The organism is Flavitalea flava (assembly GCF_054461575.1).
Genome location: NZ_JBTLQH010000019.1, coordinates 115,998 through 129,015, shown reverse-complemented (window position 1 = coordinate 129,015; position 13,018 = coordinate 115,998). Strand labels below are relative to the sequence as shown.

Below are 13,018 nucleotides of genomic sequence, written 5' to 3'. Positions count from 1 at the left end.
GGCCAACTCCCATCTTTTACAAAGCATCAAATGTTAAATTCAAAGAACTCTTCATTTGTTCGTGACACCTAATACCCATTGTTCTGCTTCAATTTTGGGTTCAGGTCAATATCCTGCTGAGGAATGGGAAAGTATTCGCTGATACCCGTTTTGAAAATTACGCCGGTTAAATTATTGGGAAGCCTGTTCTTTTCCTGGGTAAGATAATTCGTGATATAATCCGAAGCAATACCCCAACGCACCAGGTCGAAGAAACGATGTCCTTCCAAAGCCAGCTCTAATCTCCTTTCAAAACGAACGGCATTGCGGGCTGTAGTCTGATCGCTCCAGGGATCGGTATATAATCCGACAAAATAATTCGCCGAGGGCATGTAATTGCCGATATAGTCATAGGCGACTTCTACCGGGCGGCCATTCATGGCCCTTGTCCGGACATAATTCACCAGGGTCCTTGCCTTTTCTATATCACCTGCTTCCACCTCACATTCTGCTGCCCATAACAATACATCCGCAAAACGAATGATACTGTAGTTAACAGCGCTACCCAATAAATATCCCTGGGCGTAGTTATCACTGAAAACACCGACCTGGCTTGCCCGGTAATTATTCTTAACGGGAGAATAGGGACCTCCGAAAGTCCTGTCGTTAATCCACCCATAGCTGGGATCGGAGGTTGGGTAAGAAGAATAGCCGGTGGCATTCGCTCCATAATAACTGGGTGACGCCCAATCCAGGTAAGGAACACCCCTCCGGCCAACTGTCCAGTCCAAACGGGGATCGACCGTGCCCTGATAGGTCGAATACGTATAATCGTCTGCGCTGACATTCTGATCATTGGTCATATTGGTTACGTTGAAGGTATCCAGCATGGGTAAGCCGTTGGCATCGGTCTTAAAGGCATTCACCAGGTTGAAGCTGGGTTGTTTCCAGGTTGTATAAAAACTGCTGAGTGGGTAAAAGGCCGGTGTATTCGGAGATTCCCCAATGTTTTCATTACCGCCATTCGAGCCATCGTTCACTGAGAACTGGATCTGGAATACCTGTTCTTCATTGTTCTCTGTCGCTGCGTTGAAATTATCGTCAAAATTCGCCACAAGCGCATAGGGCTTACTCTGAGCGTTGGTTCCTGCCCCATGACCTCCGTAATTGGACGGAATAATTGAATCGAGCAAGGCTTTTGCCGCTGTAAAATTCTTTTCGAATAAATAACATTTGGCCAGGTAACAACCGGCGGCCCATTTATTCGCCTGCCCTTTGAGAGATTGGGTGCCGGGAAGATTGTTAAAGGCAAACCTGAAATCGGCTTCAATATTGGGCCAGATATCTTCCGTGTTGGAAACCTTAAAATCGGTTACGTTTTCATCGATGAACGGTACGTGGTTCCACATTTTTTTTGCATCGAAATGGAAATGTCCGCGCAGGAACCTGGCTTCAGCAATAGCTCCTGTTTTTTCGGCATCCGTCATATCGGTTGCTTTATTCGTAGCTAAAATAACGGCATTGCTGCGGGATACGCCATCGTAATCGGAACGCCATTTATCGGCGATATAGCCGGTACTGGACAAGGTTTGAAAATGTTCGATCGTGATTCCGTCGGCTCCATCATTTGACCCTCCCCGGTAGGCATCGCCGGAGGTTATATCGCCATAGATCCAATTAGTACCGGAAGTGCTCCACCAGCCGGAGCTGATCGTCAGACCGGTCACATCGTGATAAACGCCAACTAACAACTGCTTAACCCCGGTTTTATTTGCCAGGGCATCTACTGTCACTACATTTGGAGCAGGCAGTTCTAAAAAACTTTTTTTACAGCCCCCGGCGACCAAAGCCAGGGAAAGAATCAGGAGTGTTATCCGGTTGATTCGGATAGAAATATTTTTTTCCATATACCAATAGTTTAATAATAAATTTTACAAATCCGGAAGGTCAAATCCGGCAGATTTAAACCGGCCAGATCACTGACCTGGTCTTGTCGGTTTACAGTCCGAAATTAACCCCCACCAGTAATTTTCGTGCAATGGGATAATTGCCTCCGTAATCGATTCCGGAATTGGTAGCATTCCCTGAACTGATTTCGGGATCGATACCACTGTATTTTGTGGAGGTTAATAAATTATACCCTTGTACATAAACCCGTAGTTTGCTGAAGCCTCTTGTTTTGGGAAATGTATAGCCTAACTGCAGACTCTTCAGCCGGAGATAGGAACCGCTTTCCACAAAAAAACTGGATGGATTTTTATCAAAATTGGTACCGCTTGCCCAGATAGGTAATTTTCCACCAGTATTGTCCGGGCTCCAGGTATCCTGTGAGCCTTCCCCTTGTGCTCCGGCCCATACCGAGTTCACCCTCCAGTAATTGAATATTTTATTGCCATAAACACCTTGCAAAAAGATCCCCAGGTCAAAATTCCTGTAGAATAGATTCAGATTGTACCCATAAGTGAATTTAGGGTGAGGGCTGCCGATATAAGTCCTGTCATAATCATCGATCTTTCCATCTGGTTTGCCATTGGGGCCACTGATATCCTGGAATTTAAAATGCCCGGCAGCATTCGCCGCGGTAAGGCCGGGATGCGTCACATTGTACTTGGTATAATCATCACCGCTTTGAAAGATACCTGTCTGTACCAATCCGTAAAAACTGGAGACCGGCCTGCCGACCACGCTGCGGGTAAGAAAGAAATGAGTGGGTGCATAAGAATCACCATCCAGGTGATCCGTTGAATCGCCATTGATGTAAATGACCTTGTTCCGATAGGTCGCAATATTAAAATCCATTTCAAATCTTAGTTTCCCGATACTGTTGTTATATCCCAGTTCCCATTCGATGCCTTTGTTGGCGAATTTCATAACGTTAGCATAAGGGGGTAAGGCATCACCCAACAGCCCCTGCACCGGCACGATGGCCAGCAGATCCTTGGTCACCCGGTTGAACCAGCTGAAGGAAACATTGAACCGGTTGCGGAAAAGAACGGCATCGAAACCTATATTCGTGGTTCTATTGGCCTCCCATTTGATATAGGGATTTCCTCTCCGGTAAAGGCCTACACCCGTCTGTGCGGAGCTATTTGCGCCTCCGAGGTCATAACTGCTGACATAGGTATTGGTATTATATTGATCCTCGTAAAGCCCTGGAGGAATAGCATCATTCCCGTTACTACCCACAGCGGCCCTGACCTTCAGGTCATTGACCCAGGTGATGCGGTCCATAAAGGATTCTTTGGAGAGCCGCCACCCGGCACTATAAGAGGGAAAGGTCCCGTTTTTCCGTAAGGGGCCGAATTTTGACGATCCGTCGCGTCTTAACACTAGGCTGAAAAGATATTTATCCATCAGCGAATAATTGATATTACCAAAGACCGAGTAGGCCGATGCCGCATCATTATTGCCTCCAACCGTGTTGAAAATACCACCGGTGGTATCGACCGGAGCACCATTGCTAAGGTTCAGGTAAGAAGGGATCATGTAGGGAAGGTTGGGGGTTGCCCCGCTGTAATAACGCATATCATACTGCCTGGCCTCATAAGCCACAAAGGCACTGAATTTATGGATCTCGTTGATACGAAAATCATAGGATACTTTGTTGGTCCATCTCCAGTCGCTGCTCCAGCCGCCTCCTTCGGTAAAAGAATTATAAGGTGCTGTATATACATTCTGGGGGATAGTGTCCTGAAAAAAACGAAAACTGTTATTATAGAACTGCAGGCCTATCTTGGTTTCGAAGACCAATCCTTTAAGAGGTTCGACATCCATATAGGCCGACCCGATGATCCCGGCGTTATACCCTTTGTTATTATCATAATTATTTTTCTGTCCGTAAAGCGGGTTATTGCCACCGGGATTAAGCGCCAGACTATTGGTTATTCCTTTGGGTCCTGAATAATTTCCGGCGATATCGTACATAGGGATCAGGGGGCTGCGCTGGTAAAGATCGGCGAGCAAACCCTGTGGGTTATGATTGTTATTGCCTGAAATATTGATACCCTGGCTGTAAGAGAACTGCATATTTTCCCCGAGCTTTAGCCACTTGGTTGGTTTGAACTCGGTATTGACCCGGAGCGAATACCGTTTGAAAAAAGTACCCTCCAATATCCCTTTATTATCTAAATAATTAAGGGAAAGAGCATAATTACTTTTATCGGTCGCGCCGCTGACCGTCAATTGATGGCTTTGGGTAAAAGCCTTGCCTAATACGGATCTGAACCAGTCCGTGCCCTGTTTGTTGGTTTTCAGGATCCGGTAAGAAGAAAGATTATATAAGGCCGGATTGGCTGCGGGATCACCTTCGGCTACGGCCAGCTGCGCTCCGTTTTGCCTTTCGATGATATAGTCAGGCAATACGGGTGTGCTACCGCTGCCATAATAGCCATCCGATTGCGCCAGACCGGAATTTTTCAGATATCCCCAATAGGAATTCGCATATTGCTGTGGGCTAAGCATCTTCGGGAATTTAATGGTGTTTTCCCAATCGCTGTATCCGTTATATTCCAATCTGGGTGCGCCGATCTTTCCGGTTTTGGTGGTAATTACAATAACCCCGTTTCCTCCTTCCGCTCCATAAAGGGAGGTGATCGAAGGATCTTTTAGGATCGTAATTGTTTCAATGTCACCCGGGTTGACCAGGTTATTTCCTCCCCGCATCTGTACCCCGTCAATGACATACAATGGGTCATTATCGCCATTCGTACCAAATCCCCTGATCCGGACCACGGCCACACTACCCGGCCCTCCCTGGGCATCCACGCTTACACCAGCCACACGCCCCTGCAGAACGGAACCAACATCACTGACAGGGGTCTGATTGACAACATTGGCTGATATAGTGGATACCGCACCAGTAACGTCCCTTTTGGATTGTTTGGAATAACCGGTAACCACGATTTCATCCAGCGGATTGCCTCCGGCCTTTAATTGAAAATTCATTTCCAGTTGGGCATTATCCCCGACGGTGATATCCCGGACAAAGTTCTGAAAGCCTATAGCGGATACCTGCAGTTTATATTTTCCCGGCTTTACACCTGTAAGCGTGAATTCTCCGGCCAACCCGGCAGCTGTACCCTTCTCGGCCCCAATCAGCAAAATGGAAGCACCAACGACAGGCTCCCCTTTTTCATTGGTGACCTTTCCTTTGATCGTCCCATCCGCCATCAGATCCAGGGCAGCGTCTAATTCGCCGGCCGCCTGCGGGGCAGCAGGATCCTTTAGCTGAAAAATAATAATCTTGTTATTGACCTGTTTGAAGGAAAGACGGGTATTGGTCAGCAGGAGTTCCAATGCTTTCTGCAATGGATAGCTGGCCCTGGAAAGAGAAATGTTCCGGTAATGATCTACCTGCTGACGGCTATAGGCAAACCGGAAATCGGTTTGTTTCTCGATCCGGTCAAAAGCCATTTTCAAGGGTTCGTTCCTGAGTTCGAGTGTTACTCTTACATCCTTGAGTTCCTGACCTTTACCGGAATTGGCCATCAACAATTGCAGGCCAGTAGAACCAATTACAATTAGCAGGCAAGTTAATTTCATAATCCAACCATTGAGGTAAATCGGATAAACAGGAGAGAAATAACGGATTATTCCCTTCCCTGGAAATAAAAATTCCATAGTTTTGGCAAGTTTTAGATAGTTACACCATAATTGTTTAAAACACCTGGCATCCCGGCTCCACCCGGGATGTTTTTTTTGCAGGGGGGGTATTGTAAAATTTCCCCCCCTGCAAAAAAAATCTATTTTATTAGCCTTGCGGCTATGAGGCCCGTGGCCTCATTTTGTTCTCAGGGGGTATAATGAAATATCCCCCTGCAAAAAAAATATTATAATGGGCCTTCGGCCGGGAGACCCGTGGTCTCCCCATGCCAGGCTTCATACATTTTATTTTTCCTAATTACACCCCTTCCCATCGATGACGATCTTATTATCCAGGATCGTAAAATTGGATTGGGTTACCCCGCAGATCACCGTCATGATTTCATTCAGCATATCGTCGCTGTAAAAAGTAGCGGTGATCCGGCATTCTTTTATAGCCGGATTGATAAATTCCACCTGGATATTAAATCGCTCCCCGATCCTGGTGGCAGCCTCCAGCATGCTGATATCATCCAAACGGATCTCTTCCGGTTTCCAGGCAATAACAGGTCTGATGTCGTCCATCTGTTTGAGCCTGAGATCTCCTGACTGTTTGCTGAAACGGAGCTGTTGGTTATCCGAAAGCAATCCCAACTCTGTATCCTCCTTAAGAACCTGAACCCTGCCCTGGGTTACGGTGACTTCAATGGCTTCATCGGCCGGATAGGCCTTAATGTCGAAAGCGGTTCCCAGCACCTTGGTCGTTACTTTGCCGGTGTGGACCAGGAAAGGCTTGCGGGGAGAATGAACAATATCAAAAAAGGCTTCCCCGGAAAGATATACCTCCCGTGTTTTACCGGTAAAAACCGCCGGATAATCCAATTTACTGTCGGCGTTGAGAATTACGGTACTACCATCCGGTAAATGAATGATCTGTTTTTTATTTAACGGAGAAGGCTTACCGGCGGCTGCAATTCCCGGATCAGGTTGCTGTCCCGAACGCCCCTTCCGGCTAAGCCCCCAGTAAGCTGCAGCAACCAGCACGATCACCGCAAAGACGGCGGCTACACGGCTCCACGTGAAACTAAGACCTATTATTCTTTGCCGGTTATTCCTCTTTCGGTGAAGGGAATGCAGATCATCCTCTGTTTGACTGACGGCAGCATACATTTTTTCCCAATCCACGGGGAATTCCCGTTTATCCTCTTTCGCCTGTTGCCAAAGTGCCAGCATAGGCCCATTTAATCCTTCCTCCGCTTCTGCCTTTTGCAGTAAAGCAATCAGTTCTTCCACCTCTTCCGGGGTACAACTGCGTTGCAGGTATTTTGCAAAAAGGATTGGTAATCTTTGTTGGGTATCCATGGTAAAAATTTGGTAACTGCGCAATACCGGGTCAACCCTGGCAAAAACAGCTATGTAAGAACAGCTATACAAGCAAGACACCCGGGAAAGGAAGAAGGACTAATACGCAGGAAATTTTTTTTGGAAAAATAAAAAGGTCAGGATCAGAAAAGAAGAAAGAACAGCACAACTATAGCTGAAGTACTATGCTGCCCCAAATACTGCCGGATGAAACGAAGGGCTTCGACCAGGTGATTTTTTACCGTATTACGGGACAATTGAAGATGTTGGGCAATTTCTTCATGATTCAATCCCTCATTCCGGCTCAGTTGGAATACCAGGCGACGCTGGGGGGAAAGAAGCGTCAGGGCGTTCCGGACCAGAGTATCGTATTCAAGGGCAACAGTACGTTCCTCCACATTATTATTTTCCGGTGCAGCCAGGCGTTGCAGCTCACGGAGCAATTTCTCGTCATGGGCGGCTTTACGAAGATAGTTGAGCGTCTTATTCCTGGCGATGGTGAATATATAACCTTCCGGATTACCAACCTGGTGAAGGATGTCCCGGCAAAGCCAGAGCTTGATGAATATTTCCTGGGTGATCTCTTCGGCAATATAGTCAGAGTGGGCTATGGCCAGGACGTAACCGTACAACCTGTTTTTATAGGCATCAAACAATTGTTTGAATGCTTCGTCTTTCACATGGCCATGTTCTTTATTAAACATGCTGGCAAAAATTTAGTCAAATAATACAATCGTTACAAGGAGGACAACCGGAACATCTTTACTGCTGCTTCATGACACCCGGCCCCCTCACTTTTCCACCGCGCCATTTTCATCCCCCTTTTTTCTTTATAAATGTATTAAAAACAATTAATCCGCAAATAAATATATTTTTTCTGTTCCCAATTTTGGTTTTACCTTTGAAGTCATCAGATGATATGACGAAAATAAACAACCACCTTTTACTACGTCACAATTTAGCGGATGCGGTTGTGCACAAATTACAGCAGCAGTTATCGCTGGGGGAATACCAGCCCGGACAAAAATTGCCTTCTGAACCCGAGTTGATGGAACAGTTCGGGGTTGGGCGTTCAACCATAAGGGAGGCTATCCGGATATTGGCCAATACAGGATCGTTAAGTGTGAGACAGGGGTCGGGGACCTTTGTGGAAACCCGTGAAGGCATATCGGAACCTCTTGCGCAACGGCTAAGGAGATCAAGCTCACAGGACCTTGATGAAGTGAGACAGCTGCTGGAAATGAAGATAGCGGAGAAAGCGGCCCTGCATCGCTCAAAAAAAGACATCGAAAAAATGAAGGCCTTGCTTCAAAGAAGGGAAATTGCCTCGAAGGCAGGGCAAACGGAAGAAGCCATTCAGGCCGATATCGAATTCCATATCGCCATAGCGAGATCGTCCCGAAATGAAATACTGGCCGATCTTTATAAAACATTTGCCGAACAGATGGCAAGATATTTCCTCGATATCCATCATTCGACGGATTCCTTTATCCGCAGCCAGCAATGGCATGAATCCTTATTAAAAAGCATCATCGATCAGGATCCTCAGAAAGCCTGGCAATGGGCGGCAAAGATCGTAGCGCTCTCCGATCTGAAAACAAAATAGCAGAAACTCTAATTAACATGTCAAACGCATTAATCAAAGAACAAGTAAATCCTGCCGCAGGAGCCGAAGGGACCGTCGTCAGGGATTTGTCCGGGAACACCGTTTTCCCGATACTGATCGCTATAAGTTTTTCACATTTATTGAATGATACCATTCAATCCCTCATACCCTCCACGTATCCAATTTTAAAGAACTCCCTGCACCTGGACTTTGGACAGCTTGGTCTTATTACCTTTTGTTTTCAGCTAACGGCTTCCCTGCTGCAACCTTTTGTAGGGTTATATACGGATCGGAAGCCCCAACCTTATTCCCTGGCAGCAGGCATGTGTTTTACCCTGCTTGGATTGGTTATGTTATCTCAGGCGGCTACCTTTCCGATGGTTCTTGTATCGGTTGCCTTCGTTGGGGTAGGTTCTTCCATTTTTCATCCGGAAGCTTCCCGGATGGCTTATTTGGCCTCCGGAGGGCGCAGGGGCATGGCGCAATCGCTTTTCCAGTTAGGAGGAAATGCCGGAAGTTCGCTTGGTCCATTGCTGGCCGCCCTGATCATTGCCCCGTTCGGGCAATCCAGGATACTCTGGTTCTCTCTGGCCGCCTTACTGGCCATTGCGGTCCTCATTAAAACCGGCGGTTGGTATAGCCGGAACCTTGGGCAAAACCTTAAAAAAACAGGCCCTGCCAAGGATCATATCCCCCTTCCCCGTAATAAAGTGGTACTGGCCCTGGTTATTCTTTTGGTCCTCATCTTTTCCAAGTACTTCTACATGGCCAGTATGAGCAGTTATTACACGTTCTACCTGATGGATAAATTCCATGTATCCGTGCAAAGCTCTCAGATCTACCTGTTTATTTTCCTTTTCTCCGTGGCTGCCGGAACGCTGTTGGGCGGACCGATAGGCGACCGGATCGGGAGGAAATATGTGATCTGGTTCTCCATTCTGGGCGTTGCCCCCTTTACTTTATTATTACCTTATGCAAATCTGTTCTGGACAGGTGTATTGACCGTCTTTATCGGTATTATCCTCGCTTCTGCCTTTTCTGCCATTTTGGTATATGCCCAGGAACTGGTGCCCGGAAAAGTAGGAATGATCGCAGGCCTGTTCTTCGGTCTGGCTTTCGGAATGGGAGGGATCGGTTCGGCAGTCCTGGGGAGACTGGCCGATCATACCGGTATTCAATATGTATTCCACCTTTGCGCCTTTCTACCTTTATTGGGCCTGCTGACCGGATTTTTGCCCGATGTAGAGGCTCCCCGGCCCCCTAAAGGGGGAGTAAAGTAAACTCTCTTTTTTCCCAATTTCCTGGGGAGTTGCCAAATTCACTGTTTTACCGAACTCCCCCTTCAGGGGGCTGGGGGGTTAAAAGCCGAAAAGGCCGTCCTGTTACCAGGATGGCCTTTTACGATTGCTTGCCATATCTAAAAAAGATTATTTCTTAGTTGCGCTGTCTATTTTCTTGGCAGCAGAATCAACCTTTGCAGCAGTGCTGTCTACTTTCTTAGCAGTAGAATCAACCTTAGCAGCGGTGCTGTCTACTTTTGTAGCAGTAGAATCAACCTTTGCTTCTGTGCTGGAGCTGTTGTTACATGCTGCGAATGCGCCGATAGCTAATACTAATAAGAGATTTTTCATTGTGAACTTTTTTGTTTTATTAATTGAATGATTTCAGGTTAATACCTGAACCGGGAATAAGTAACCCAACTCTGTTAAAAAAGATTCACATATTATTTTTACCAATACGTATGTTATGTCATTAGAACATTTTTATAACTTATTTTAAAAAAAATAGGGTGGTTTTGGGTTACGAATCTTTAATTTCGGTATTAAATACTGCATCAGCTTGAAGACAGAGACCAACGAACAAGAATTACTAAATGGATTGGTTTTAAACGACAGAAAGGCTATTGAAACCATTTATAAGCAACATTATAATATGGTTCAATCCTTGATTATCAACAATAACGGTCATCCCGATGATGCAAAAGACATATTTCAGGAAGCCATGATCGTGTTATATGAAAAAGCGAAGACCGGCTCTTTTGAATTAAATTGTCTGCTCAAAACTTACCTCTATTCCGTATGCCGGCGATTATGGCTTAAACGCCTGACTCAATTGCAACGATTCTCTCCTGAAGTGGAAAATCTGGAAGAGACCGTACCCGTAGAAGAAGAACTGGATAGGCATGAACAGCTTGATCTGGATTTCCAGGCTATGGAGCATTCGATGCAGAACCTGGGAGAACCCTGTAAAAGTTTGTTGGAAGCCTATTACCTGCAAAAGAAAAGTATGGTGGAAATAGCAGGGAATTTCGGCTATACCAATGCTGATAATGCCAAGAACCAGAAGTATAAATGCCTGATGCGCCTGAAAAAGATTTTTAGCCAATATAAAAAATAAGACTCTAAGATGAAACAGATGGATATGCCGGAAATGCAGGGAATGCTGGAGGTAATAGAGCGCTATATCCTGGGAGAAATGCTTCCGGAAGAGAAGGTGTCTTTTGAACAACTAAGGGGGAGCAATCCTGTTGTTGATCAAATGGTTGTGGAACATACCCTCTTCCTCCACCAGATGAGCCAGTATGGAGAAACCAAGGAATTTAAATCCAGGCTGAACGAAGTACACAAAAGACTTTCCCAGACCGGGGAGATCCGGCCGGTTTCTCCTGGAAAACTGGTGGTCTTATGGAAAAAATACAAGCGGGTCATCGCTGTGGCAGCCACCATCGCCGGCGTTACGGCGGTAGGGACGAGCGGATTGATCACCTGGTTTTCTCCCAAGTTGAGTGATCCTAAACTCGAAAACCTGAACAGGAGGCTTCACAATACGGAGAAAGTCCTGAATAACGTCGCCTCGAAACTGAACCAAAGCACTGTCACCCAGGAAGATATCCATTTTACAACAGGCGGTACCGGATTCCTGATCGATTCGAAAGGTTACCTGGTTACCAACGCACATGTCGTTAAAAATGCTACCCAGGTGGTGGTTCAAAATAGCAAAGGAGAGTTTAATGCCCGGATCATACACGTGGATCAGGCGGCTGATCTGGCCTTCCTCAAAATAGAAGATCAGGCTTTCAAACCATCGGGAGCCTTACCTTATGGCATCAGCAAGGGAAGCACCGACCTTGCCGAAGAGATTTTTACCCTGGGTTATCCCCGGGATGAGATCGTATACGGCCAGGGATATATGAGCGCCAAAACCGGTTTTGAGGGCGATACGCTTACCTGCCAGATCGCCGTTGCAGCAAATCCCGGTAATAGCGGGGGTCCTGTGCTCAACAAAAACGGAGAGGTTATCGGAATTTTAAGCACCCGGGAATCGAAAGCCCAGGGAGTCGTTTTTGCCACCCGGTCCAAAAACATCTTCAGACTGATCGAGCAGATGAAAAACGATAGTACCTTAAAGAACGACTCTACCCTCACCCCGCTGAAGGTCCCGGTTCTTTCCTCTATTAAAGGAATGGATCGTATCCAGCAGGTCAAAAAAATGTCGGATTGTATCTTTCTCGTGAAAATTAAGAACCGGGAGTAAAACCAACCGCCCTTACCGTTTACCACAGCTTGGCAGGATATTCTCCGTTGGCGATCAATGCGTTCAGACTTTCCTGGACAATGGGTGCATCTTCCTTATAAGTGACTCCAAACCATTGGGCAGAGGTGGGGATGACCCGTATAGCGCCTTTGCCTTCCTGTATAAAACGGTCCCCGATAATTGGAATAAAGAACTCGGCTTTTGGATTGGTGCCCTGTTCTGCCAGGAATTCGGTAAATAATTTAGCCGTATAGGGGAAAACAGAAGGTGCAAAACACCAGAAGTTCATGGATACCGGTGAATCAAAAGGGACATTGAATTTCTGATCTCCTTCTTCATAGGTGATCTTATCACCTTCCTGGTAGATCTTGGTCCGTTCCGCGATCGAGATAAGATTTCCAGCCCCGTCTACCTGGCAAACTCCACGGCTGACCGTTCCATTATCGGATAAAGTTTTGGACAGTTCATAACCAATAATAGAATAAAGCTGGTCATTACAGTCGGTAGTCAGAAAACGATAAGCTTTCTCAAAACCGTCTTTTCCATAAAAGTCATCGGCATTGATCACCGCGAAAGGCTCTTTGATCACATCTTTGGCACAAAGGATGGCATGTGCCGTTCCCCAGGGCTTGGTTCGTTCTGCGGGAATCTGGAAAGACCCCGTATGCGCCTTAATATCCTGGAATACATAGTCGATTTCGATTTTCCCTTTCAATTTCGGCTCAAATATGTTCTTAAAATCCTGAGCAAAATCTTCACGGATAATAAATACTACTTTTTTAAACCCTGCGCGGATCGCATCATAAATGGAATAATCCATGATCGTCTCTCCATTGGGTCCGAAACCTTGTATCTGCTTCATACTGCCATACCTGGAGGCCATTCCGGCTGCTAAAATCAAAAGGGTTGGTTGCATTTATCGTAATTTTAGATTTGATGCGTGTTTAGTTTTAATGC

Annotated in this window: 10 protein-coding genes; 4 read left to right on the top strand and 6 right to left on the bottom strand. The window is 46.2% G+C overall.

Features of this window, described 5'->3' with window-relative positions:
* Positions 1-68 precede the first annotated feature (68 nt).
* From ACX0G9_RS17485 to ACX0G9_RS17470, 4 genes are all read right to left on the bottom strand, one after another.
* Positions 69-1,886 (bottom strand): RagB/SusD family nutrient uptake outer membrane protein, encoded by a 1,818-nt coding sequence (locus tag ACX0G9_RS17485; protein ID WP_459066231.1) that lies wholly within the window; start codon positions 1,884-1,886, stop codon positions 69-71.
* A gap of 91 nt (positions 1,887-1,977) precedes the next feature.
* The gene (locus ACX0G9_RS17480; RefSeq protein ID WP_459066230.1) at positions 1,978-5,520 is read right to left on the bottom strand and encodes a TonB-dependent receptor; all 3,543 of its coding nucleotides are present in this window, start codon (positions 5,518-5,520) and stop codon (positions 1,978-1,980) included.
* Positions 5,521-5,874: 354 nt separating this feature from the next.
* Positions 5,875-6,921, bottom strand: coding sequence for a FecR family protein (locus tag ACX0G9_RS17475; RefSeq protein ID WP_459066229.1), 1,047 nt, complete (start codon positions 6,919-6,921; stop codon positions 5,875-5,877).
* A gap of 143 nt (positions 6,922-7,064) precedes the next feature.
* Positions 7,065-7,625 carry an RNA polymerase sigma factor gene (locus ACX0G9_RS17470; RefSeq protein WP_459066228.1) on the bottom strand — a complete coding sequence of 187 codons (561 nt, stop codon included), beginning with the start codon at positions 7,623-7,625 and terminating at the stop codon, positions 7,065-7,067.
* 215 nt (positions 7,626-7,840) lie between these two features.
* Here ACX0G9_RS17470 and ACX0G9_RS17465 point away from each other — a divergent pair, with 215 nt between their 5' ends.
* Both ACX0G9_RS17465 and ACX0G9_RS17460 read left to right on the top strand, forming a co-directional pair.
* A complete protein-coding gene (locus ACX0G9_RS17465) occupies positions 7,841-8,527 on the top strand; it encodes a FadR/GntR family transcriptional regulator (protein WP_459066227.1) in 687 nt (228 codons plus the stop codon).
* Between the two features lie 17 nt (positions 8,528-8,544).
* The gene (locus ACX0G9_RS17460) at positions 8,545-9,807 is read left to right on the top strand and encodes an MFS transporter (RefSeq protein ID WP_459066226.1); all 1,263 of its coding nucleotides are present in this window, start codon (positions 8,545-8,547) and stop codon (positions 9,805-9,807) included.
* A gap of 147 nt (positions 9,808-9,954) precedes the next feature.
* Here ACX0G9_RS17460 and ACX0G9_RS17455 read toward each other — a convergent pair whose 3' ends face one another.
* Entirely contained in the window at positions 9,955-10,158 is a 204-nt protein-coding gene (locus ACX0G9_RS17455; RefSeq protein WP_459066225.1) for a hypothetical protein, read from the bottom strand.
* 208 nt (positions 10,159-10,366) lie between these two features.
* Between ACX0G9_RS17455 and ACX0G9_RS17450 the strand changes: the two genes are divergently transcribed.
* Entirely contained in the window at positions 10,367-10,924 is a 558-nt protein-coding gene (locus ACX0G9_RS17450; RefSeq protein WP_459066224.1) for an RNA polymerase sigma factor, read from the top strand.
* Between the two features lie 9 nt (positions 10,925-10,933).
* Positions 10,934-12,061, top strand: coding sequence for a S1C family serine protease (locus ACX0G9_RS17445; RefSeq protein ID WP_459066223.1), 1,128 nt, complete (start codon positions 10,934-10,936; stop codon positions 12,059-12,061).
* 19 nt (positions 12,062-12,080) lie between these two features.
* Here ACX0G9_RS17445 and ACX0G9_RS17440 read toward each other — a convergent pair whose 3' ends face one another.
* Positions 12,081-12,977 (bottom strand): nucleotidyltransferase family protein, encoded by an 897-nt coding sequence (locus ACX0G9_RS17440; RefSeq protein WP_459066222.1) that lies wholly within the window; start codon positions 12,975-12,977, stop codon positions 12,081-12,083.
* Positions 12,978-13,018: the final 41 nt, after the last annotated feature.